The 22,046-nt window shown below is 71.3% G+C and carries 18 protein-coding genes; 11 read left to right on the top strand and 7 right to left on the bottom strand.

Going from position 1 to position 22,046, the window contains the following annotated elements:
* Nucleotides 1-46 precede the first annotated feature (46 nt).
* Complete coding sequence (dapF, locus tag HND91_RS03155; protein ID WP_425485417.1) at nucleotides 47-925, bottom strand: diaminopimelate epimerase; 879 nt, start codon at nucleotides 923-925, stop codon at nucleotides 47-49.
* An 83-nt stretch (nucleotides 926-1,008) separates the two neighbouring features.
* Complete coding sequence (locus tag HND91_RS03150; protein WP_181705046.1) at nucleotides 1,009-2,109, bottom strand: helix-turn-helix transcriptional regulator; 1,101 nt, start codon at nucleotides 2,107-2,109, stop codon at nucleotides 1,009-1,011.
* Nucleotides 2,110-2,310: 201 nt separating this feature from the next.
* On the opposite strand from HND91_RS03150, the gene HND91_RS03145 reads away from it, so the two are divergent.
* From HND91_RS03145 to HND91_RS03115, 7 genes are all read left to right on the top strand, one after another.
* Nucleotides 2,311-3,339 (top strand): AraC family transcriptional regulator, encoded by a 1,029-nt coding sequence (locus tag HND91_RS03145; protein WP_181705045.1) that lies wholly within the window; start codon nucleotides 2,311-2,313, stop codon nucleotides 3,337-3,339.
* 283 nt (nucleotides 3,340-3,622) lie between these two features.
* Nucleotides 3,623-5,182 carry a signal recognition particle protein gene (ffh, locus tag HND91_RS03140; protein ID WP_181705044.1) on the top strand — a complete coding sequence of 520 codons (1,560 nt, stop codon included), beginning with the start codon at nucleotides 3,623-3,625 and terminating at the stop codon, nucleotides 5,180-5,182.
* Between the two features lie 151 nt (nucleotides 5,183-5,333).
* Complete coding sequence (gene rpsP, locus HND91_RS03135; RefSeq protein WP_181705043.1) at nucleotides 5,334-5,690, top strand: 30S ribosomal protein S16; 357 nt, start codon at nucleotides 5,334-5,336, stop codon at nucleotides 5,688-5,690.
* A gap of 165 nt (nucleotides 5,691-5,855) precedes the next feature.
* Nucleotides 5,856-6,446: a ribosome maturation factor RimM gene (gene rimM, locus HND91_RS03130; RefSeq protein WP_343057048.1), complete on the top strand. Its 591-nt coding sequence runs from the start codon at nucleotides 5,856-5,858 to the stop codon at nucleotides 6,444-6,446.
* On the top strand, nucleotides 6,443-7,177 hold the full coding sequence (gene trmD, locus HND91_RS03125; RefSeq protein WP_181705042.1) for a tRNA (guanosine(37)-N1)-methyltransferase TrmD: 735 nt from the start codon (nucleotides 6,443-6,445) through the stop codon (nucleotides 7,175-7,177). Before rimM ends, trmD begins: the two co-directional genes overlap by 4 nt.
* A gap of 290 nt (nucleotides 7,178-7,467) precedes the next feature.
* On the top strand, nucleotides 7,468-7,899 hold the full coding sequence (gene rplS / locus HND91_RS03120; RefSeq protein WP_181705041.1) for a 50S ribosomal protein L19: 432 nt from the start codon (nucleotides 7,468-7,470) through the stop codon (nucleotides 7,897-7,899).
* A 165-nt stretch (nucleotides 7,900-8,064) separates the two neighbouring features.
* Nucleotides 8,065-8,901, top strand: a complete 837-nt coding sequence (locus HND91_RS03115; RefSeq protein ID WP_181705040.1) for a class I SAM-dependent methyltransferase — start codon at nucleotides 8,065-8,067, stop codon at nucleotides 8,899-8,901.
* Between the two features lie 135 nt (nucleotides 8,902-9,036).
* Here the strand turns inward: HND91_RS03115 and HND91_RS03110 are convergent, their stop codons facing one another.
* Nucleotides 9,037-9,582: a Uma2 family endonuclease gene (locus HND91_RS03110; RefSeq protein WP_181705039.1), complete on the bottom strand. Its 546-nt coding sequence runs from the start codon at nucleotides 9,580-9,582 to the stop codon at nucleotides 9,037-9,039.
* Nucleotides 9,583-9,695: 113 nt separating this feature from the next.
* On the opposite strand from HND91_RS03110, the gene HND91_RS23010 reads away from it, so the two are divergent.
* The 3 genes from HND91_RS23010 to HND91_RS03100 all read left to right on the top strand — a co-directional run bounded on the left by HND91_RS23010 (nucleotide 9,696) and on the right by HND91_RS03100 (nucleotide 11,962).
* Complete coding sequence (locus HND91_RS23010) at nucleotides 9,696-9,824, top strand: hypothetical protein (RefSeq protein WP_281379004.1); 129 nt, start codon at nucleotides 9,696-9,698, stop codon at nucleotides 9,822-9,824.
* Between the two features lie 114 nt (nucleotides 9,825-9,938).
* Nucleotides 9,939-11,348, top strand: coding sequence for a 3-isopropylmalate dehydratase large subunit (gene leuC, locus HND91_RS03105; protein ID WP_181705038.1), 1,410 nt, complete (start codon nucleotides 9,939-9,941; stop codon nucleotides 11,346-11,348).
* 143 nt (nucleotides 11,349-11,491) lie between these two features.
* A complete protein-coding gene (locus HND91_RS03100; RefSeq protein ID WP_181705037.1) occupies nucleotides 11,492-11,962 on the top strand; it encodes a GNAT family N-acetyltransferase in 471 nt (156 codons plus the stop codon).
* A 24-nt stretch (nucleotides 11,963-11,986) separates the two neighbouring features.
* Here HND91_RS03100 and HND91_RS03095 read toward each other — a convergent pair whose 3' ends face one another.
* Together HND91_RS03095 and HND91_RS03090 are read right to left on the bottom strand one after the other, a co-directional pair.
* Nucleotides 11,987-12,571, bottom strand: a complete 585-nt coding sequence (locus HND91_RS03095) for a septation protein A (RefSeq protein WP_181705036.1) — start codon at nucleotides 12,569-12,571, stop codon at nucleotides 11,987-11,989.
* Nucleotides 12,572-12,702: 131 nt separating this feature from the next.
* Nucleotides 12,703-16,080 (bottom strand): error-prone DNA polymerase, encoded by a 3,378-nt coding sequence (locus HND91_RS03090; RefSeq protein WP_246329248.1) that lies wholly within the window; start codon nucleotides 16,078-16,080, stop codon nucleotides 12,703-12,705.
* Between the two features lie 539 nt (nucleotides 16,081-16,619).
* Here HND91_RS03090 and HND91_RS03085 point away from each other — a divergent pair.
* Nucleotides 16,620-17,612, top strand: a complete 993-nt coding sequence (locus tag HND91_RS03085) for a crotonase/enoyl-CoA hydratase family protein (protein WP_181705035.1) — start codon at nucleotides 16,620-16,622, stop codon at nucleotides 17,610-17,612.
* Nucleotides 17,613-17,667: 55 nt separating this feature from the next.
* Here HND91_RS03085 and HND91_RS03080 read toward each other — a convergent pair whose 3' ends face one another.
* Nucleotides 17,668-19,839 (bottom strand): sensor histidine kinase, encoded by a 2,172-nt coding sequence (locus HND91_RS03080; RefSeq protein ID WP_181705034.1) that lies wholly within the window; start codon nucleotides 19,837-19,839, stop codon nucleotides 17,668-17,670.
* Nucleotides 19,836-21,989: a GGDEF/EAL domain-containing response regulator gene (locus tag HND91_RS03075; protein WP_181705033.1), complete on the bottom strand. Its 2,154-nt coding sequence runs from the start codon at nucleotides 21,987-21,989 to the stop codon at nucleotides 19,836-19,838. Before HND91_RS03075 ends, HND91_RS03080 begins: the two co-directional genes overlap by 4 nt.
* Nucleotides 21,990-22,046 lie beyond the last annotated feature (57 nt).

Below are 22,046 nucleotides of genomic sequence, written 5' to 3'. Positions count from 1 at the left end.
ACCGAAATTGCCAGCGCATGGCCGGTCCGCAGACCCCCGCGCGGGCTCAGCCGGCGGCGGCGAGGCCGAACACCTCCGCCGGCAGCACGCCCTCGTGCTCGTGCTCGGTGGCGCCGGTCATCAGGATGCGGTCGTCGCCGGTCCACTCGACGATCAGGTCGCCGCCCGGCAGGCCGACCGTGACGGTGCGGCCGGTTCGGCCGGTGCGGGCGGCCGCCACAGCGGCCGCGCAGGCGGCCGACCCGCAGGCCCGGGTCAGGCCGGCGCCGCGCTCCCACACCTTCAGGGTCAGGGCGTCGGGCGCGGTGACGCGGGCGAGCGAGATGTTGGCCCGTTCCGGGAAGATGGGGTGGTTTTCCAGCATGGGGCCGATGCGGCCGAGGTCGTAGGCGTCGACGTCGTCGACGAAGAAGACCGCGTGCGGGTTGCCCACGTTGACGACGCTCGGCGAGTGCAGGATCGGCGCGTCGATGGGGCCGATCTGCAATTCGATCGCCCGGGTGTCGGCGAACGGCTCGGCGAGCGGGATGTCCTGCCAGCCGAACCGCGGCGAGCCCATGTCGACGGTGACGAGCCCGCCGGCGTCGCGCGCCTTGAGAAGCCCCGCGCGGGTTTCCAGCAGCACGGCCGACTTGCCCTCGCGCTCGAACAGGAGCCGGGCGACGCAGCGGGTGCCGTTGCCGCAGGCGGCGGATTCGGACCCGTCCACGTTCCAGATCCGCATGTAGGCGTCGGTCATGGGCGTGACGGGCGTCATCAGCACCATGAGCTGGTCGAAGCGGGCGCCCGGCAGGGCGGCGATCGCCCGGGCGGCGTCCGGGCCGATCCGCTCGCTCCGGCCGCGCAGATCCACCACGACGATCTCGTTGCCGATGCCGTTCATCTTGACGAAGGGGACACCCATGGCCCGACGCGCCTCGCCCATGCTGGACGGCCGCTCCGGGGCGGCCCTTGCGGTCACTTAAGCCTTTCCGCCGTCCGGCGGAAGAGGGCGTGCGGCCGCGTCGGTCATTCCAGGGTGAGCGGCGGCACCACCCGGTGGACCACGCACATGAGGTCGGCCTGGCGGCTGGTCCCGGTCTTGTCGAGCACCCGGCGGATGTGGGTGCGGACCGTCGCGATGGAGAGGCCGAGCCGGTCCGCCGCCTCGGTCGGCGACAGGCCGCCGACCAGGAGGCCGAGCACCCGGTTCTCCGCCGCCGTCAGGCCGAACACGTCGGTCATGATCCGGTCCGTGTCCGCCGGCTGGGACTGGGCCCGGCCGACGAGCACCACGGCGAGGCCGCCGGTCTCCTCCGAGGGCGGCATGACGGTGACGAGGCGTGCCGTGCCGCCGACGTCGCGGGCGACCACGAAGACCGGCAGGCCGCCCCGGCCGGACACCATCCGCTGCACGGTGGCGTCGGCCTTCGGGTCGGCGAAGCGGATCCGTCGGTCCCGGGCCGTCAGCATCCGGCCCTCCTCGATCAGGCGTTCGCCGGCGACGTTGGCCCGCACGACGCGTCCGGCGGCGTTGACCACGAGGGTCGCGACCGCGAGCCGCTCCACCATGGCGCCGAGGGCGTCCGCGGCGGCGCGCTCCTCGCGCACGAGCGCGGACAGGCGCGCGGCGCGGCCGAGGTGGGGCGCGTAGGCCTCCAGGACCTCGACCGCCTCCAGGTCGAACGGGCCGGCCGCGTCGGCGCGGGCGAATCCGAGCGTGCCGAGGTGGGTGGGCGTGCGGGCGAGTTCGGCGATCGCGAGTTCGTGGATGCCGCTCGGCCGGCACCATTCCTCGTAGAAGCGGGAGCCGCGGAAACGCGCGGGCTCCAGCGCCGTCAGGCTGGTGGTGACGCGGCCCTCCAGGGGATTGGTCCGGATGTGCGCCAGGTGCGGATTGAGCCGGGCGAACCGCTCGCAATAGTCCCGCGCCAGGATGGGGTCGGTGCTGGCCGCGTTGACGGCCGACGCCGTCCGGCTGGTCTGGTCGTGCACGACGAGCGCGGCGGCGTCCGCGCCGACGGCGTCGCACACGCTCTGCAGGGTCGCCGGCCACCGTTCCGGCGCCAGGGCGCAAGCGTAGATCGCCTCGAGAAGATCTTCGCTGAGGTTATGGGTCGTCGACCGCATGGCCGGTCCCTCAACACCGTCACAAGCAGAAACCGAAAGGGACGGCGCGCCCGTTTCGCAAGCGTCCGATCCCATGTTACAGTCCAGAAACATACCACAGGCACACCGAACCGTCTCTGCACCGGACGCAAGGATCCTCGGCGACTCGCGCAAAACACGCGCATCGGCCTATGCTTCGACGGGACGTGGGGGGCATGAGAGATGACGGAGGCTCCGACGACGACGGACGCCCTGACCGGGCCCGGGGACGGCAAGCCGTTCGCGCGCCGGATCGATCTCTCGTCCCCGGGCGAGCGCCTGGACCGGGCGTCCGTGGAGACGTTCAACCGCCGCTTCTCCGAGACCGTCCTGGCTGTGGACGTGGAGCCGCTCGCGCTCGGTCCCATGCGGGCCCGGGTGGATCTGGTCCTCGGCGGGCCCGTGTTCGTCGCCTACTATCAGCTGAGCGCGATCGCGTTTTCGCGGGCGTCCCGCCACACGGCCGCCGACGAGGACTGCGTGACCGTCAACCTTGTGACGGAGGGCGTGCTCAGCGCCTCCAGCGGCGGCTCGGGCTTCGACCTGCGGCCCTGGCAGGTGGCCGTGCTCAACACGGCGCGGCCGAGCCGCGTGGCGGTGCCGGCCGGCGGCGGCTTCATCGGCATCAAGATCGCCAAGGCGGATCTGCGCAGCCGCGGGGTGGACGCCGAGCGGATCGGCGGCCAGCTGGGGCCGACCGACGCCAACTGCCTCGGTCTCCTCAAGGGCTACCTGGATACCCTGCGCTCCTCCGGCCCTGCGCTCCTCGATCGCCTCGGACCCACGGCCGGCCGGCACGTGGCCGACCTGGTGGCCGCCACGCTGAGGCCGGAGGCGCCGGACGTTTCGGGGCGGGACGGCATCCGGGCCGCGCGCCGGCAGCGGCTGCGCGACCTCATCGTGGAGCGGCATGCGGACCCGGACCTCGATCTCGCCGCCGTCGCGGGCGCCATGGGGATGTCGGTCCGGTCGGTCCAGATGCTCCTCGAGGAGGACGGCGACACCTTCTCGGACCGGCTGCGCGAGATCCGCGTCGCGCGGGCCGCCGACCTGATCCGCCGGCCGGACGGTGCCGAACGGATCAGCGACGTGGCGTTCGCGGTGGGGTTCCACGATCTCTCCACCTTCAACCGTGCCTTCCGCCGCCGGTTCGGCGTGACGCCGCGCGACTACCGGGCGGGCGTCGCCGACATGCCGTCGAGCGGGACCTGATCGACCGCCCGGCGGCCGGATGGTCTTGACTCGACGGGCCCGACGGCGTAACGACCCGCTCATTCTCGGCCGTTTCGTGCCCGAGCCACCGACCGGGGCCGTGACCCCGGAGGTCCCCACCCGCCAGCGCGACGCGCCCGCGGGTGCGCTTCGCCTTTGCGCCATGGCCCGTCCGGGCCGTCGCGTCGGGCGTCTGGCGCAAGGCGACCGGACGGGCTTGGGTCCGGCGACGACCGCGACCACATGAACGGGGCTTCCCTCCGGTTCGTGAAAGTGAGACCCGATGTTCGAGAGCCTGTCCGATCGCCTGAGCGGCATCTTCGACAAACTCACCCGCCGCGGTGCGTTGTCGGAGGCCGACGTGTCGGAGGCCATGCGCGAGGTGCGGCGGGCGCTCCTGGAGGCGGACGTCGCGCTCGACGTGGTGAAGTCCTTCACCGACCGGGTGAAGGCCCGCGCGGTCGGCGCCGAGGTGGTGAAGTCGATCACCCCCGGCCAGATGGTGGTCAAGATCGTTCATGACGAGCTGGTGTCGACCCTCGGGTCGGACGCCAGGCCGATCGACCTGCACGCGGCCGCGCCGGTGCCGATCCTGATGGTCGGCCTCCAGGGCTCCGGCAAGACCACCACCACGGCCAAGATCGCGCGCCGCCTGAAGGAGCGCGAGCGCAAGCGGGTGCTGATGGCGTCGCTCGACACGCGCCGTCCGGCCGCCATGGAGCAGCTGCGGGTGCTCGGCGAGCAGAACGGCGTCGACACGTTGCCGATCGTCGCCGGCCAGTCGGCGGTGGAGATCGCCGGGCGGGCGATGACCGCCGCGCGCCTCGGCGGCTACGACGTGGTGATCCTCGACACCGCCGGCCGCGTGACCGTGGACGAGGCCCTGATGGGCGAGGCGGCCGAGGTCAAGCGCATCACCGACCCGCACGAGGTGCTGCTCGTCGCCGACGCGCTCACCGGCCAGGACGCGGTGAACACCGCGCGCGCCTTCGACGGGCGGATCGGCATCACCGGCATCGTGCTGACCCGCGTGGACGGCGACGGCCGCGGCGGCGCCGCGCTCTCCATGCGCGCCGTGACCGGCAAGCCGATCAAGCTCATGGGCGTCGGCGAGAAGGCGGACGCGCTGGAGGATTTCCATCCGTCACGCGTCGCCGACCGCATCCTCGGCATGGGCGACATCGTGGCCCTCGTCGAGAAGGCCGCGGCCAACATCGACGCCGAGAAGGCGGCCAAGATGGCCGCCCGCATGGGCAAGGGCGAGTTCGACCTCGATGACCTCGCCGAGCAGCTGAAGCAGATGCAGAAGCTCGGCGGCATGGGCGGCATCATGGGCCTCATGCCCGGCATGGGAAAGATGAAGGGCCAGATGGCCGCCGCCGGCCTCGACGACAGGTTCCTGAAGCGCCAGATCGCCGTCATCCAGTCGATGACCAAGAAGGAGCGCGCCAAGCCGGCCCTCCTCGACGCCAAGCGGCGGCGGCGGATCGCGGCCGGCTCGGGCACGGACGTGGCGGACGTCAACAAGGTGCTGAAGATGCACCGGCAGATGGCCGACATGATGAAGGCCATGGGCAAGCAGAAGGGCGGCCTGTTCGGCGGCCTCGGCAAGATGCTGGGCGGCGGCGGCGGCATGCCGGACCTCGCCAACATGGATCCGGCCGCGCTGGAGAAGATGGCCAAGGACATGGGCATGGGCGGCGGCGCAGGCGGTCTTCCGCCGGGCCTGCCCCCCGGGCTTTCGAAGGGCCTCCCCCCCGGCCTCGGCGGCCTGCCCGGCATGGGCGGCATGCCCCGACTGCCGGGCCTGCCCGGCATGGGGAAGGGCCCGAAGAAGAAATGAGCCGGGCGCCGGCCGCACCCTTCGGACGGGTGGGCGGGCGCTCCTCGCAGGGGCGGTCCAGGCGACCGTCCCGACAAGCCTCGACGGCGACCGGTTCGGCCGGCGCGTCCGAAGACACCACACGAAGATCAACCTGAGGAAGACCAAAGCCATGTCCCTGAAGATCCGTCTCGCCCGCGGCGGCGCCAAGAAGCGCCCGCACTACTCGATCGTCATCGCCGACGCCCGCGCGCCGCGCGACGGCCGCTTCATCGAGAAGATCGGCACCTTCGACCCGCTGAAGCCGCGCGATGCCGAGGATCGGGTGAAGCTCGACGTAGACCGGGCCAAGCACTGGCTCTCCCACGGCGCCCAGCCGACCGACCGCGTGCTGCGCTTCCTGGACGCCGCCGGCCTCGCCCAGCGTCCCGCCCGCAGCAACCCGCAGAAGGCCGAGCCGGGCGCCAAGGCCAAGGAGCGCGCCGCCGAGCGCGAGGCCAAGGCCGCCGAGGCCGCCTCGGCCGAGTGATCGGTCCGCATCCGAGCCTCCGGCGTCCGACGGGCGCCGGACCCCGCGGCCTCGACGGGACCCGGTCCGCCTGACGGCGGACGGTCCTCGCCGGGGCCGTTCCGTTTCCGACCGGGCCCGCAGGCAGCCGGGCCGTGTGTCCGATGACTTGACGAGAGGCGATCCGTGACCAGAGACCTGCCGCCCACGTCCGTCCTCCTCGCCGAGATCGGCGCCGCCCATGGCGTCCGGGGCGAGGTGCGGGTGAAGTCGCACACGGCGGATCCGGAGGCCTTCCAGGACTACGGTCCTCTCCACGACGACCGGGGGCGTACGTTCGAGGTGGTCTCCGCCCGGCCGCTGAAGGCCGACATGCTGGTGGTCGCCTTCAAGGGCGTGACCGACCGGACCGCCGCGGAGAAGCTGAACCGCACCCGGCTCCATGTGGACCGGTCCGCCCTGCCGGACCCGGACGACGAGGACGAGTTCTACCACGCGGACCTGATCGGCCTTGCGGTCGAGACGATCGCCGGAGAGCCGGTGGGCACCGTCGTGGCGGTGCCGAACTTCGGCTCCGACGACCTCCTGGAGGTGCGCCGGCCCGGCCGCTCGTCCCTCTACGTGCCGTTCACCCGGGCGGTGGTGCCGACCGTCGACTTCGAGGCCCGCAAGGTGGTGATCGACCCGCCGGACGGCCTTCTGGACGAGGCCGGCGAACCGCCCGCCGGGGCGGACGGCCCGGACGGGCCGGCACCGTCCGGGGACGACGACCAATGACCGGCGTCCCGACCGCCGCCGACGACGTCCGGGACGGCGCAGGGCCGTTCCGGGCGAGCGTGCTGACGCTTTATCCGGAAATGTTCCCGGGCCCGCTCGGCGTCAGTCTCGCCGGCCGGGCGCTGGAGGCCGGCCGGTGGGCGCTGGAGCCGGTGCAGATCCGGGACTTCGCCACCGACCGGCACCGCCACGTGGACGACACGCCCGCCGGCGGCGGCCCCGGCATGGTGATGCGCGCCGACGTTCTGGCCGCCGCCATCGACGCCGCCGCGCCGGAGGGGGATCGGCGGCCACGGATCCTGATGACGCCGCGCGGCCGGCCGCTCACCCAGGCGCGGGTGCGGGCGCTCGCGGCGGGACCCGGCGCCGTGATCGTCTGCGGCCGGTTCGAGGGCGTGGACGATCGCCTCGTCCGCCGGCGCGGCCTGGAGGAGGTGTCGATCGGCGACTACGTGCTCTCCGGCGGCGAGATCGCCGCCCTCGTGCTCCTCGACGCGGTGGTCCGGCTTCTCCCCGGCGTGATGGGCAACGACGCGTCCGGCGAGACCGAGAGCTTCGAGACCGGCCTCCTGGAGCATCCCCAGTACACGCGTCCGCCGGTGTTCGAGGGCGAGCCGATCCCGCCCGTGCTCCTCTCCGGCGACCATGGCCGGATCGCCCGCTGGCGGCGGGAGGAGGCGGAGCGCGTCACCCGGGAGCGGCGGCCGGACCTGCTGCCGCCCGGCCGGTGAGGCCGCCCAGCGCCGCTTTTCGAGCGCCGCCCCTGTCGACAAAGCGGGCCTCATGGTGTAAGAGCCCGCATCCGTCATTCCAAGCATAGCCAAGAACGACGAATTCGCCCCCGTCGCCTCGAGCGATTTTCGACCTGGCGGTCTCGCCCGGTCGCCACAATCGCTCCGGACTGGAACAGGTCGGGGCATTCCCGCCGCAACGAAGCCGATCGGCCTCGTCGGACGAATGCCTCGGACGATCGCGTGGACGCTCTGGTCGGTCAGCATCAAACAAAGGCATTGGACACACGATGAGCAACATCATCCTCGAGCTCGAAGCCGAGCAGATGGCCGTGATCGAGAAGCAGCGCAAGCTGCCGGCCTTCTCCTCCGGCGACACCGTCCGGGTGAACGTGAAGGTCACCGAAGGCAGCCGCACCCGCGTGCAGGCCTATGAGGGCGTCGTCATCGCCAAGTCCGGCGGCGGGCTCAACGAGAGCTTCACCGTCCGCAAGATCTCCTATGGCGAGGGCGTGGAGCGCGTGTTCCCGATGTACTCGCCGATGATCGACTCGGTCGACGTCGTGCGCCGCGGCAAGGTGCGCCGCGCCAAGCTCTACTACCTGCGCAATCTGCGCGGCAAGTCGGCCCGCATCTTCGAGGCCACCAACGCCCGCGCCCGCAAGCTGAACGACGCCGCCAAGGCGAGCAACGCCGCCCCGGCCGCGGACGCCGCCGAGTAAGGCGCGCCGAGCCTTTGGCGATCCATCACGGGCGGCTTCGGCCGCCCGTTCTGTTTCCGGGACCGGCTTCGGCCGCCCGTTCTGTTTTTCCAGGGGCCGGCTTCGGTCCGGTCGTGTTTTCCGGGGGCTGCGATGACCGGTTCTCGATCGGAGGAGGCAGAGCCCATGGATGCGTTCCGCGCCGCCAACCGCGCCAACTGGGACGACCGGGCCGCCCTCCACGCCACCGATAAGACCGGCATGTACGGCATCGCCGCCGTTCTCGCCGGCCGGTCCTGCCTGCATCCGGTGGACCGCGCCGGCATCGGCGACGTGACGGGCCTGCGCGTCGCCCACCTCCAGTGCCACATCGGCCTCGACACCCTGTCGCTCGCCCACCTGGGCGCCTCGCCGGTGGGCCTCGACTTCTCGCCGAACGCCGTCGCGGCCGCGCGCGACTTCGCGTCGCGGGCCGGGCGTCCGGACGTGAGCTTCGTGGAGGCCGACGTCTACGCGGCCCGGCAGGCGCTCTCCGGCGACTTCGACCTCGTCTACGTGACCTGGGGCGCCATCAACTGGCTGCCGGACATCGGCCGCTGGGCCGCCGTCGCCGCGTCGCTCCTGAGGCCCGGCGGGCGGCTGTTCCTGGCCGAGACGCATCCGTCCGCGCTCGTTCTCGACGAGGTCGACGGCCGGATCGAGGCGCGGTTTTCGTGGCGGACGGCCGCGGACGCGCCGATCGCCACGGACGATGAGACGAGCTACACGGGGGATCCGCGCCCGATCGCCAACACCCGGAACTACGAGTGGATCCACCCGCTGTCGGTCATCCTCGGCGGGGTGCTCGATGCGGGCCTGCGTCTCGTGCGGTTCCAGGAGCACGAGACGCTGCCCTACCGGCTCTACCCGTCCATGGTGCCGGCCGACCGGGACGAGGACGGCCGCGTGATCACGTACCGCCTGCCGGACGGCGCGGTGCGCTTCCCGCTCAGCTTCTCGCTGACGGCGGAGAAGCCGGCCTGATCCTGCCGTGAGTGGACATGGCTAGAGAGCTTTCCGACCTGACTGAATCGTCAGGTCGACAAGAAATCGCTCCAGAGTCAATAAGCTGGAGCATTCTCTCGGCGATCAAGTCGTGCAACTTGATCGGAGAATGCTCTAGCCGTTCGGCGTCGAGGGCGTGTCGTCGCCGTAGATGTCGGCGAGGCCCAGCCTGATGCCGGCCTCGGGCAGGTCGATCATGTCCGTGACGTCCCGGAGAACCTCGGACAATTCCAGCCGATCGCCCTCCCGCCTCAGGACCGTGACCTCCACTTCGTCCTGCCGGACGATCAGGTACGTGGAAATCGTCCGCACCGTGCCGTAGTCTCGAACCTTGGCGATGTAGTCTGTCACTGTGGACGATGGGGAGACGACTTCCGCGACCACCACGGGCCCGGCCGCGGCTATGTCCCGGTCCCGGGTGGATCCGCAGTCGATCTGGGCGTCCGGGTAGCGGACGTTGCCGTTCTGGCAGACGACCTTCATGTCCAGGAAGGCGCGGCATGGACGGCCACGCACGGCCTGCCGGAACTGCGCGTAGATGGACCCACGCACGGTGTCGTGAGCGGCCGTTCCGCCGGTCATCATCACCGGCTGGCCGTCCACGAGTTCGTATTTCAGCTCCTGGCGCGCCTCCCAGGCCAGGAATTCGTCGACCGTCATGCGTTTCACCGCCTGGTCCGCCATCTGAGCCCCCATCGCCGATCGCGCCGGAATGCAGTCTAGCACAAGACCGCCGTTGCCGTTTTCCCCGGCTTTCCGTATATGACGGAGCCATGAAGAGATCGCTCGCCCGCGTCGTGCTGCCGACCACGGAGGACTATACCCCCGTGCACGACCACGCGCGCCTGCCGTGGCGCTTCTTCGCGCGCCTGATCGCGGCGGACGGTCGACTTAGCGGCTGATCCGAGACCGACGCCCGCGCGCCCGAATTTCCGTTCCCCAGTTCCGAAGGCCAGCCGCCAGCAAAGCCGCGGCGACCCTTCCCGAAGACCTTCCAAGCCGAGAAAGCGCACGCCATGACCACGAAGCCGCGCACCCTCTACGACAAGATCTGGGACGACCACGTGGTCGACCAGCAGCCGGACGGCACCGCTCTCCTCTACATCGACCGCCACCTCGTCCACGAGGTGACGAGCCCGCAGGCCTTCGAGGGCCTGCGCGTGTCCGGCCGGCCGGTCCACCAGCCGCAGAAGACGCTGGCGGTCGTCGACCACAACGTGCCGACCACCGACCGCAGCCACGGCATCGACGATCCGGAATCCGCCGAGCAGGTGGCGCAGCTCGCCATCAACGCCAAGGAATTCGGCATCGAATACTACAACGAGCTCGACCGGCGGCAGGGCATCGTCCACGTGGTCGGGCCGGAGCAGGGCTTCACCCTGCCGGGCATGACCATCGTGTGCGGCGACAGCCACACGTCCACGCACGGGGCCTTCGGGGCGCTCGCCCACGGCATCGGCACGTCGGAGGTGGAGCACGTGCTCGCCACCCAGACGCTGATCCAGAAGAAGGCGAAGAACATGCGGATCACCGTCGACGGGCAGCTGCCCGACGGCGTGACCGCCAAGGACATCATCCTGGCCATCATCGGCGAGATCGGCACCGCCGGCGGCACCGGCTACGTGATGGAATATGCCGGAGAGGCGATCCGCGCCCTGTCCATGGAAGGCCGCATGACGGTCTGCAACATGTCGATCGAGGGCGGCGCCCGCGCCGGCCTGATCGCGCCGGACGAGAAGACCTTCGCCTACATCAAGGACAAGCCGCGCGCCCCGACCGGCGAGGCCTTCGAGCGGGCGGTCTCCTACTGGCGGACCCTCTTCTCCGACGAGGGCGCCCACTTCGACCGGGAGGTGCGGCTCGATGCCGCCAACCTGCCGCCGATCGTCTCGTGGGGCTCGTCGCCGGAGGATGTGGTGTCGGTCAACGGCGTGGTGCCGAACCCGGACGACATCCAGGATCCGAACAAGCGGGCCTCCAAGTGGCGGGCGCTCGACTACATGGGCCTGACTCCGGGCACGAAGATCACCGACATCGCGATCGACAAGGTGTTCATCGGCTCGTGCACCAACGGCCGCATCGAGGACCTGCGCGCCGCCGCCAAGGTGGTGGAGGGCCGCCGGGTGGCCGACACGGTGTCCGCCATGGTGGTGCCGGGCTCCGGCCTCGTGAAGCTGCAGGCGGAAGCGGAGGGGCTGGACAAGATCTTCCTCGCCGCCGGCTTCGAGTGGCGCGAGCCGGGCTGCTCCATGTGCCTCGCCATGAACGCCGACAAGCTGAAGCCGGGCGAGCGCTGCGCATCCACCTCGAACCGCAACTTCGAGGGGCGCCAGGGCTTCAAGGGCCGCACCCACCTGGTGTCGCCGGCCATGGCGGCGGCGGCGGCCATCGCCGGCCGCTTCGTGGACATCCGGACCTTCGCCTGATCGCCGTCTCCCCCTTGAGACGGGGTTGACGGGTCGCCCGGTGGACGACGACAACATTCGACGGCCGGCTTCGCCAGGCGAGGCCGGCCGTTCGCGTTCGCCAGGCCTCTTTGCGGGCTGCAGCCAAGCGGGTGGGGAGTTTCATGACCGTGACCGTGAGGGCGCTCGGCCAGAAGGATGCGCATGACCTCGCGCCGCTCATCGCGGCGAACGCCCAGGCGGTGAAGCGCGGCGCGCCCCGGCGGCCGGACGAGTATTACGCCGAGCTCCTGGTGTCGGACCGCACCGCCCAGGTGGTGGGGGCCTTCGACGGCGATCGCCTGGTCGGCTTCGCGGTCTTCTTCGACCTGCCGGACCCGGTGTCGGGCCTCAGGGTCGGCATGATCGAGGCGCTCTACACCGCCCCGGAGGTGTTCGGGGAGGGCGTCGACCGGCGGCTTGTCGAGACCCTGGTGACGGAAGGCCAGAGCCGGGGCTGGGCGCGCCTGCGCTGGATGCTGCCGAAGCCGGTGGACCCGTCGGCGACCGGCCTGCCGGAGGCGTCGCTGGCCGACGAGATCGCCCGGCCTTCGACGGCGCGGCTCTACGAGATCGTCATCGATCCGCTGGCCTGAGCCCGCCGGACGCCGTGGACGGCGTCACTCCCTGTCGAGGCTGTGCCGCGTGAGAAGCGGCAGCTGCAGCGCCGAGAACAGGATGGTGATGGGCATGATGCCCCATACCTTGAAGGCGACCCAGAAATCGGTCGTCTGCGTGCGCCAGACCACCTCGTTGAGGACGGCGAGCAGGATGAAGAACAGGCCCCACCGGAAGGTGAGCTTGCGCCAGCCCTCCGCGTCGAGCCGGAAGGCGCTGTCGAACACGTAGCCGAGTAGCGCCTTGCCGAAGAAGAGTCCGCCGAGGAGCACGGCGGCGAACAGCCCGTTCACGATGGTGGGCTTCATCTTGATGAAGGTCTCGTCGTGGAGCACCAGGGTGAGGGTGCCGAACACCAGCACCACGACGCCGGTGACCACCGGCATCACCGCCAGGCGGCGGGTGAGGATCCAGGAGATCGTCAGCGACGCCAGCATGGCCGCCATGAAGGCGGCGGTGGCGACGAAGATGTCGAAGCGGGCGTTGGCGAAGAAGAACACACCGAGCGGCCCGAGCTCCAGCGCCAGCTTGACGAGAGGATGCTCCGTCCGCGTCGCCGGATCGTTCGGCCCCTTTTCGAATTCCATCGCGTGGTTCGTCCCTGCCGCTCGTGGTGCCCTCCATCTAGTCGGTCGGGGCGGGGCGGACAATGGGAAAGGCCCTCGGATGAGGCCGGACCGCCGCAGAATGGCGCCCGGCATCGGCGCCGGCTGGGGGCTCACTGGAAGTTCCGGCCCTTCGGCATCACCCGCGCGGTGCCGGTTGCCGCGCGCTTCAGGTCGTCGGCGATCTCGGGCGTCTCCTTCAGCATGTGCACGAGGCGCGGCCTCGGCTTGTCGTCGCGCCCTTCCGCGACCGGGCGCTTCACCTCGTCGGCGCGGGCGAGGGCGTCCACGCCGTCGAGGTCGCCGGTGAGCCGGACGAGGCGGGGCGTCTCGTCCACGATCCGCTCCACGACGAGATGGATGACGCCCGCGTCGCGCTGGAGCCGGCCGGTGGCGCGCACGAAGCGGGCGCCGATGACGACGCCGCGGAAGGCCTCGAACACCTTCGGCCAGACGATCAGGTTGGCGACGCCGGTCTCGTCCTCCACGGTCATGAAGATCACGCCCCGGGCCGAGCCGGGCCGCTGGCGCACGAGCACGAGGCCCGCCACCGTGACGGTCCGCCCCGGGGCGAGCACCGCGAGGGCTTCGCTGGGCGCCACGCCGAGACGGGCCAGTTCGGCCCGCACGAAGGTCACCGGATGGGCCTTCAGCGACAGGGAGAGGAAGCGGTAGTCGTTCACCACGTGCTCGCCGAGCGGCATGGGCGGCAGGTGCACGTCCGGCTCGCGCTTCGGCCCCTCGCCGGCGGCGGCGAGGAAGAGCGGCAGGGTCTCCTCGTCGCCGGTGCGGCCGAGGCCGCGCGCCGCCCAGAGCGCCGCCCGCCGGTCGAGGCCGATGGACCGGAAGGCGTCCGCGTCGGCGAGCCGCTCGACGACCGCGCGGGCGAGGCCGGTGCGCAGCCAGACGTCGCGCACGCTGTCGTAGCCGGCGCCGCGCCGCTCCACGAGGAGGCGCATGTCGTCCTCGCGCACGCCCTTGATCTGGCGCAGGCCGAGCCGGACCGCATGGCTCGACCAGACCACCGGCCGCATGGTCCGGTGGCGCGGCACCAGCCGGTCGGCCGCGTGGGGGCCGTGCTCCAGGGTGTTGTCGTAGTCGGACCGGTTCACGTCCACGGGGCGCACCTCCACGCCGTGGTCCTCCGCGTCGCGCACGATCTGGGCGGGAGCGTAGAAGCCCATGGGCTGGGCATTGAGGAGAGCGGCGCAGAACACGTCCGGATAGTGGCACTTCAGCCAGGACGACGCGTAGACGAGGAGCGCGAAGCTCGCCGCATGGCTTTCCGGGAAGCCGTATTCGCCGAAGCCCTCGATCTGCCGGAAGCAGCGCTCGGCGAAGTCGCGGTCGTAGCCCCGCTCCGCCATGCCGTCGATCATTTTCGCCTGGAAGGTCCCGATGGTGCCCACCTTGCGGAAGGTCGCCATGGCGCGCCTGAGCTTGTCGGCCTCCGACGGGGTGAAGCCCGCCGCCACGATGGCGATGCGCATGGCCTGCTCCTGGAAGAGCGGCACCCCCATGGTCTTGCCCAGCACCGCCTCCAGCTCGGGCTTGGGGAAGGTCACCGGCTCCAGGCCCTGGCGGCGGCGCAGATAGGGGTGCACCATGTCGCCCTGGATGGGGCCGGGTCGGACGATCGCCACCTCGATGACGAGGTCGTAGAAGGTGCGCGGGCGAAGGCGCGGCAGCATGGTCATCTGCGCCCGGCTCTCCACCTGGAAGACGCCGACGCTGTCCGCCCGGCACAGCATGTCGTAGACGGCCGGGTCCTCCGGCGGGATGGTGGCGATGGTGAGCGGCCGGCCGTAGTGGCGGGCCAGCATGCCGAAGGCCTTGCGCACGCAGGACAGCATGCCGAGGGCGAGCACGTCGATCTTCAGGATGCCCAGGAGGTCCAGGTCGTCCTTGTCCCACTCGATGACCGTGCGGTCCTCCATGGCGGCGTTCTCGATGGGCACCACCTCGTCGAGGCGGCCGCGGGTGATGACGAAGCCGCCCACGTGCTGCGACAGATGGCGCGGGAAGCCGGCGAGCGCCCTGGCGTGGCGCACCACGTCCATGACGGACCGGTCGGCCGGATCGACGCCGGCGCGCCGGGCGTCCTCGGGCCGCACGCTCGCCGACGACCAGCCCCAGATCTGGCCGGCGAGGGCCCCGACCGTGTCGGCGGAGAGGCCGAACGCCTTGCCGACCTCCCGGATGGCCGACCGCGCCCGGTAGGAGATGACCGTGGCGGCGAGGCCGGCGCGCTCGCGGCCGTATTTGCCGTAGATGTACTGGATCACCTCCTCGCGGCGCTCGTGCTCGAAGTCCACGTCGATGTCCGGCGGCTCGCGCCGCTCCGGCGAGATGAAGCGCTCGAACAGGAGGTCGCCGCGCTCCGGGTCCACCTCGGTCACGCCGAGGCAGAAGCAGACCGCCGAGTTGGCCGCCGAGCCGCGGCCCTGGCAGAGGATGCCGCGGGAGCGGGCGAAGCGCACGATGTCGTGGACGGTGAGGAAGTAGGGCGCGTAGCCGAGTTGCCGGATGATGGCGAACTCGTGCTCCACGGCCGCCTTCACCTTTTCCGGGATGCCGGCCGGATAGCGCCGGGCGGCGCCCTCCAGGGTCAGCGCCTCCAGGGCCGCCTGGGGCGACGGGTGCCCCTCCGTCGGCTCGTCCGGATATTCGTAGCGCAGCTCGTCCAGCGAGAAGGCGAGGTCGGCGAGAAGGCGGCCGGACTCGTCCACCGCCTCCGGCAGGTCGCGGAAGAGCCGGCGCATGGTCTCCTCCGCCTTCAGGTGCCGCTCCGCGTTGCGCTCCAGCCGCCGCCCGGCCTCGGCCAGCGTGGTGTGCTCGCGGATGCAGGTGAGCACGTCCTGGAGGCTGCGCCGGTCCGGGTGGTGGTAGAGCACGTCGCCGACGGCCATGACCGGCACCCGGGCGTCCCGGGCGAGGCGGACGAGACGGGCGAGGCGCCGGCGGTCCGCCCCGTCCTGGCGCCAGGCGACGGCCAGCCGCACCCGGCCGGGCGTCTCGGCGGCAAGCCGGCGGAGCGTGGCGCCGAGCCGGCGGAGCCCGTCCGCGTCCAGGCGTTCCGGCGGCAGCACGGCGAGATGGCTGCGCTCGGAGAAGGCCAGGAGATCGTCGAGGCCAAGGCGGCAGTCGCCCTTGTCGGCCCGCCGCTTGCCGAGGCTGAGCAGGCGGCAGAGCCGGCCCCAGGCGGGCCGGTCCATGGGCCAGAGCGCGATGTCGGGCGTTTCGTCGGCGAAGGCGAGGCGGGTGCCGGGCACGAAGCGCACCCCGTGGTCCTTGGCGGCCTGGTGGGCCCGCACCACGCCGGCCACGCTGTTGCGGTCGGTCACCGCGAAGGCCTTCAGGCCGAGCGCCGCCGCCGCCTCGGCAAGCTCCTCCGGGTGGGAGGCGCCCCGCAGGAAGGAGAAGTTGGACGCGGCGACGAGTTCGGCATAGGCCATGTAGGACGAGTCGATGTTCCTGTTTTGTTCGCACATGGATTCCAGAGGGCCGGATCGGAGTCAACAGCCCTGGACGAGCCTCGAGCGGGCTCGGCACGAGCCCTGGACGGAGCGGTTCGCGGGCTCGGCACGAGCCCTGGACGAGCGGTTCGCGGGCTCGGCACGAGCCGGAATGGCGTCGCCGTGCCGACGGCCGGAAGCGTTCCGGCGCTCCCGCCGCGCCCCGGGGACGCCTCCAGGTTGCCGCCCGACTCGGATCTTCAGACGAATGGGAACAGTCCACACGCGAGCGAAGTTGGAGCGCTCCCCACGATGGTCCGAGGCTCGTCAGAAGGATCGTCGAGAGACGCCATGGCGGAAATAGCACGGGTAGGACGACCCTCGTGACATGCCGGACAGCGGAGCCGAATGGCGTAAAAACCGATGTCATTAACCATCCGGCAGCGGCTTCGAAGATAATCCTTAACAAATCCTTAATCAGTGCCTCAGGATTGTGGACGGGGCTCGGGACCACCGGACCGGAACCCCGTCACGCTGCCTGCTCCGCCCTCCCCGGAGCGCAACGGAGAGCCCGCATGACCGACGCGAGCACGATCCTCAAGGCTGAAGACCGATCGCAGACCGCCGCCTCCCCCTCCCTGCGGCGCCCATCCGACGTGCCGGCGGACCGCACCGGACCGGACCGCCAGGCTGCCAGCTCGTCCAAGGAACTCCTCGCCTTTCTCAACCGCACGTGGCGCGAGCTGGACGTGCGCCTCGATCCCGACACCCGCGCGCTGTGGTGCCACATGCGGCCGAGCGGACCGCCGAGCTTCACGCCCGCCATGGTGCGCGAGCTGATCGTGCTGCACCGGTCAATCCAGGCGCTCGCCGCGTCCCAGGCGCCCGGCGAGGAGCCGCATATCCGCTACTACGTGCAGGGCTCCCGCATTCCGGGCATCTACAACATGGGCGGCGACCTCGCCTTCCTGACCCAGGCGATCCGGGCCGGCGACCGCGAGGCGGTGCGCCGCTACGCCTTCGACTGCGTGGACGCGGTTTATCACATCGCGATCGGGTTCGATTCCGGCGTGGTGTCGGTCGGTCTCCTCCAGGGCGACGCGCTCGGCGGCGGCCTTGAAGGAGCGCTCTGCTGCAACGTGCTGATCGCCGAGCGGCAGGTGAAGCTCGGCCTGCCGGAGATCCTGTTCAACAGCTTCCCCGGCATGGGCGCCTATTCCTTCCTGGCGCGCCGGCTCGACGCCGCCCGGGCCGAGCGGATGATCTTTTCCGGGAAGATCTACTCGGCCGACGAGATGCGCGACATCGGCATCGTGGACCAGGTGGTCGACGAGGGCGAGGGCGAGCACGCGGTCGCGACCTATCTGGCCGAGCGTCAGAGCCACGCGGTGCGCCAGACCCTGTTCAAGGTCCGCCAGCGGGTGAACCCGCTGTCGCTCGCCGAGCTCCGGGATGTGACGGACCTCTGGGTCGACACCGCCATGCGCCTCCCGGCCGCGGACCTGAGGCGGATGGAACACCTCCAGATGGCGCAGGTGCGCCGGCTCCAGAAGGAGGCCGGCGCCTGACGGCCGCCCGCGGGCGGGACGGCCGCGCGAGCCGGGGCCGCCTCAGGGGTTCGCGTCAGGACGCCACCCAGTCGCGCGCGCCGACCGAGCGCACGTGGGCCTCCAAGGCGGCGCGGGCCTCGGTGAACACGGCCTCCAGGGCGCGCACGTTGCGCTCGCCGTCCCGGGCGAGCGTCGCCGCGTCCATCTCGCGCCAGGACAGGCAGAGTTCGAAGATGCCCTCCGCGCCCACGTTGGCGGCGGCGCTCCGCAGCGCGTGGGCGAGCGCCCGAAAGGCGTAGACGTCGTCGCGGGCGACCGCGTCGCCGAGATCGCCCACCAGCCGGTCGGCCTCCCGGATGAATTCGCGCGCGAGATCGGCGACGAACTCCGGCCCGCCCAGCCGCTCCAGGTCGTCGAGCTTCACCGGGTCGAGCGGGCGGCCGCCCGGCATGCCCGCCAGGGGGTCAGCCTCGGCCTCCAGGGCGTCGATCGGGCCCTTGGAAGGCGCGTCCGTCATGCCGGCGGGCAGCACGGAGGCGATCACCTCCACCAGCCGGCGCCCGTCGATGGGCTTGGTGGCGCAGGCGTCCATGCCGGCATCCAGGCAGCGGGCGCGCGCCTCCGGCGTCGCGTCCGCGGTCAGCGCCACGATCGGGGTGCGCGGCCGGCCGAGCGACATGAAGCGCCACAGCTTGGTGGCCTCGATGCCGTTGAGAACCGGCATGTTGACGTCCATCAGCACCAGGTCGAACGACTGCTCGCGCAGGAGCGAGAGCGCCATTTCGCCGTCGTCCGCCGTGGTCGGGCGGTGGCCGGCGGCCTCCAGCATCTTGCAGATCACCATCTGGTTGGTGCGGTTGTCCTCCGCCACGAGAACCGACAGGGACGGCAGGCGCGGCAGGTCCGGCTCGGCCCTGGCTGCCGCCTCGGCCGGATCGACCGGCGCCGCGATCCCGGTCTCCAGCTCGAAGAAGAAGGTGCTGCCCCGGCCGGGCTCGCTGACGAGGCCCATGCGCCCGCCCATCAGCTCCACCAGCTGCTTGCAGATCGCAAGGCCGAGGCCGGTGCCGCCGAAACGGTCGATGATGGTCTCGTCCGCCTGGGTGAAGCGTTCGAACACCCGTTCCTGCGCCTCCGGGGCGATGCCGATGCCGGTGTCGGAGACGGCGACGCGCAGCGTCGCGCGGTCGCGGCCGTCGTCCCCATCCAGGCGGTCGACCGCGATGGCGACCCGGCCCCTCTCGGTGAACTTGACCGCGTTGGACGCGAGGTTGACCAGCACCTCCTCCAGGTGGCGCTCGTCCGCCACGAGCCGCGCCGGCACGTTTGGCGCGATGGAGACGTCGAAGGCGAGACCCTTTCGGTCCGCCTCCACGCGCAGCATGGCGGCGACGCGATCGACCATCTCCGACAGGGTGAAGCTGTTCACCACCGTCGGCATGCGGCCGGCTTCCAGGCGCGAGAAGTCCAGGAGCGCGTTGATGAGGGTGAGAAGCGACCGGCCCGACTGGGCGATCGTCTCCACCATCTCGGCCTGTCCGCGGGTCAGGGCCTCGCGGCCGAGAAGGTCCGACAGCCCGATGACGGCGTTCAGCGGCGTGCGCAGCTCGTGGCCGACGCTCGCCAGGAACAGGCTCTTGGCCTGGCTCGCCTCCTCGGCGACGCGCTTGGCCTCCCGGAGCTTGCGGATGAGGACGCCCGCGTAGAGCGGCAGGATGACGAGGCCGGCCAGCATGCCGACCGTCATGCCGACGTGCTCGCGCCAGTAGCCGGTCTCGTGGAGCGCGGTCGCGAGCCCCACGAGGGCGATGATCATGGACGCGTTGAGATAGGGAATGCCGAACCGGAAGCCGTTGCCGAACACGGTCCACAGATAGAGGGGGTAGAAGAAGCCCGTGCTGTCGCCCCCTGCGGCGGCGGCGGCGGAGATCATGGCGAAGTCCGCCACCATGGCGAACAGCCGGCGGGCGACCGACTCCCCCGGGTAGGCGAGGATGTGGCAGAAGATCCCGATGGCGACGGCGAAGAAGACCAGGAAGGCGAGGGCCGTCTGGTCCAGCATGGCGGCCGCGCTCGCGTCGCCGAGGGCGGTGGCGACGGACAGCCAGCCGACCACCAGGCCGGCGAAGGCCAGCCGGTTCAGCGTCATCTCGTGTTCGCTGTCGGGCCGCTGCCGCAGGCGCCGCCGCATGCGGCCGACCGTGTGGCCGAGAGCCCGGAGCGGCCGGAAACGGAAGCCTGTCATCGGGCCTGTCCGTTCCGGTTGGCGGTCCGGACGCCGAACAGCGCCGCGAAGTCGTCCGGCGGCATGGGACGGCCGAAATGGTAGCCCTGCAACTCGTCGCACCGTTCCTCGCGCAGCCTCTCGGCCTGGGCTTCCGTCTCCACCCCTTCCGCCACCACGCCCATGCCCAGGCTGTGGCCGAGGTTGACGATCGCCCGCACGATGGCGGCGTCGCTCGGGTCGTCGATCAGGTCGCGCACGAACGCCTGGTCGATCTTCAGCCGATCGGCGGGGAAGCGCTTCACGTAGGCGAGGGAGGAGAAGCCGGTGCCGAAGTCGTCGATCGAGATGGTCACCCCGAGGGCGCGGATCTCGGCCAACTGCTCGGCCACCGCCTCCAGGTCCTCCATGACGGTGGTCTCGGTCAGCTCCAGGTCGAGGAGCGCCGGGTCGATGCCGGTCTCGCCGATCAGCGAGGCGATCTGCAGCGGCAGGCTGCGGCCGCGGAACTGCACCGGCGAGATGTTGATGCTCATGCGCAGCGGCGGCAGGCCCTGGCGCTTCCAGGCGGCGGCCTGGCGGCAGGCCTCGCGCATGACGAAGCCGGAGATCGGCAGCATCATGCCGTTCTCCTCCGCCCGGCGCAGGAAGGCGACCGGCGTCTCGATCCGGCCGTCGCCGCGCCGCCAGCGGATCAGCGCCTCGGCGCCCACGATGTCGCCGCTCCGGGCGTCCACCTGCGGCTGGTAGTAGAGGAGGAACTCGCCCTTCTCCAGGGCTTCGCGGAGGGCCTGGTCCAGAACCGCCGACTGGCGCACCCTGACGGCCATGTCGGAGGCGTAGAAGCAGTGCCGGCCGCCGCCGGAGCCCTTGGCGCGGTACATGGCGAGGTCGGCGTTGCGGAACAGCTCCTCGTAGTCCGTGCCGTCGTGCGGGAAGACCGCGATGCCGACGCTCGCCGCCGTCGTGATGGGCGTGTCGCCGATCCGGAACGGCTGGCCGATGAGGGCGCAGATGGCCCGGCCGAGATCCGCGGCGGACTCCATGTCCGTCACGTTCGTCTGCAGCACGGCGAACTCGTCGCCGCCCAGGCGGGCGATGGCGGCCCCGTCGCCTTCGAGCGTGCGCAGACGATCGGCCACGAGGCCGAGAAGGGCGTCGCCGATCGGGTGGCCGAGGACGTCGTTGACGCTCTTGAACTGGTCGAGGTCGATCAGGTGAAGCGCGAAGGTCCGCTCGCCCCGGCGGGCGCGCGCGACTTCCAGCCGCAGGCGCGCGGCGAGCGCGGTGCGGTTCTGCAATCCGGTCAGCTGGTCGTGGTGGGCGATGTAGTGGAGGTGGGTCTCGGTCGCCTTGCGCTCGGTGATCTCCAGGGACGAGGTCACCACGCCGGCGATCCGGTCGAACGCATCCCGGAGCGGCGACTTGGTGGTCAGGAACCAGCGCCGGGCGCCGCTGGCGTCGACGATCTCCTCCTCCAGGTTGCGGATCGGCTCGCCCTTGCCCATCACCATGCGGTCGAGGGCGGCCGCCCGCTCGCCCTTCTCGTCGCCGTGGATCTCGGTCAGACGGCGCCCGGCGACGGCCGCGGGGTCCACTCCGATGAGCCGGGCCTGGAAGCCGTTCATGAACAGGAGGCGGCCGAACCGGTCGGTGGCGCTCACCATGGCCGGGACGGTGTCGATGACCTGGGCGAGGCGCTCGCTGGAATCGCGGATCGCCCGCTCCAGCGTCCGCTCGCTCTCGTGGAGCCGCTTCTCCAGGGTCACGGCCCGGGTCTCCAGCTCCTGCTGCTGGCGGCGGAGCTTCAGGAGGTTGCGCGCCCTCGCGGCGAACTCGCGCCGGTCCACCGGGCTCTGCAGGAAGTCGGTGGCGCCGGCGTCGAGGGCCGCGAGACGGAAGGAGCGCTCCTCGAACACCGTCACGACGATCACCGGCACGTCGGCGAGCTCCGCCACCGCGCGCAGGCGGCGGATGAAGTCCGCGCCGTTCATGCCGGGCATCTCGTAGTCGGTCACGACGAGGTCCGGCACCCGCTCGGCCGCGAAGGCGAGCGCCTTGTCGGCGTCCCCGAAGGTGAAGACCTCCACGTCCTCCCCGATCGTCGCCGCCATCTTGGCGAAGATCTTCTGGTTGGTGATCTGATCATCCAGGATGACGATCGTCGGCATGGCGCACCTGCGGCTTGGACGGTCGCCCGGGCGGTGGGCGGCGGTCGTGCTGCCGGC

The sequence above is a fragment of the Chthonobacter rhizosphaerae genome (assembly GCF_013839525.1).
GTDB lineage: Bacteria > Pseudomonadota > Alphaproteobacteria > Rhizobiales > Pleomorphomonadaceae > Chthonobacter > Chthonobacter rhizosphaerae.
The sequence above is the reverse complement of the archived record's forward strand: the minus strand, read 5'-3'. Positions and strand labels throughout refer to the sequence as shown.

What these genes read in the sequence shown, in the direction of transcription:
- dapF (WP_425485417.1), bottom strand. Translation starts at nt 925, where the DNA reads ATGGGCGAGGCGCGTCGGGCCATGGGTGTCCCCTTCGTCAAGATGAAC.
- leuC (WP_181705038.1), top strand. Translation starts at nt 9,939, where the DNA reads ATGACCACGAAGCCGCGCACCCTCTACGACAAGATCTGGGACGACCAC.
- trmD (WP_181705042.1), top strand. Translation starts at nt 6,443, where the DNA reads ATGACCGGCGTCCCGACCGCCGCCGACGACGTCCGGGACGGCGCAGGG.
- HND91_RS03090 (WP_246329248.1), bottom strand. Translation starts at nt 16,080, where the DNA reads ATGTGCGAACAAAACAGGAACATCGACTCGTCCTACATGGCCTATGCC.
- HND91_RS03110 (WP_181705039.1), bottom strand. Translation starts at nt 9,582, where the DNA reads ATGACGGTCGACGAATTCCTGGCCTGGGAGGCGCGCCAGGAGCTGAAA.
- HND91_RS03085 (WP_181705035.1), top strand. Translation starts at nt 16,620, where the DNA reads ATGACCGACGCGAGCACGATCCTCAAGGCTGAAGACCGATCGCAGACC.
- HND91_RS03100 (WP_181705037.1), top strand. Translation starts at nt 11,492, where the DNA reads ATGACCGTGACCGTGAGGGCGCTCGGCCAGAAGGATGCGCATGACCTC.
- HND91_RS23010 (WP_281379004.1), top strand. Translation starts at nt 9,696, where the DNA reads ATGAAGAGATCGCTCGCCCGCGTCGTGCTGCCGACCACGGAGGACTAT.
- HND91_RS03145 (WP_181705045.1), top strand. Translation starts at nt 2,311, where the DNA reads ATGACGGAGGCTCCGACGACGACGGACGCCCTGACCGGGCCCGGGGAC.
- HND91_RS03075 (WP_181705033.1), bottom strand. Translation starts at nt 21,989, where the DNA reads ATGCCGACGATCGTCATCCTGGATGATCAGATCACCAACCAGAAGATC.
- HND91_RS03080 (WP_181705034.1), bottom strand. Translation starts at nt 19,839, where the DNA reads ATGACAGGCTTCCGTTTCCGGCCGCTCCGGGCTCTCGGCCACACGGTC.
- rpsP (WP_181705043.1), top strand. Translation starts at nt 5,334, where the DNA reads ATGTCCCTGAAGATCCGTCTCGCCCGCGGCGGCGCCAAGAAGCGCCCG.
- HND91_RS03150 (WP_181705046.1), bottom strand. Translation starts at nt 2,109, where the DNA reads ATGCGGTCGACGACCCATAACCTCAGCGAAGATCTTCTCGAGGCGATC.
- HND91_RS03095 (WP_181705036.1), bottom strand. Translation starts at nt 12,571, where the DNA reads ATGGAATTCGAAAAGGGGCCGAACGATCCGGCGACGCGGACGGAGCAT.
- ffh (WP_181705044.1), top strand. Translation starts at nt 3,623, where the DNA reads ATGTTCGAGAGCCTGTCCGATCGCCTGAGCGGCATCTTCGACAAACTC.
- rplS (WP_181705041.1), top strand. Translation starts at nt 7,468, where the DNA reads ATGAGCAACATCATCCTCGAGCTCGAAGCCGAGCAGATGGCCGTGATC.
- HND91_RS03115 (WP_181705040.1), top strand. Translation starts at nt 8,065, where the DNA reads ATGGATGCGTTCCGCGCCGCCAACCGCGCCAACTGGGACGACCGGGCC.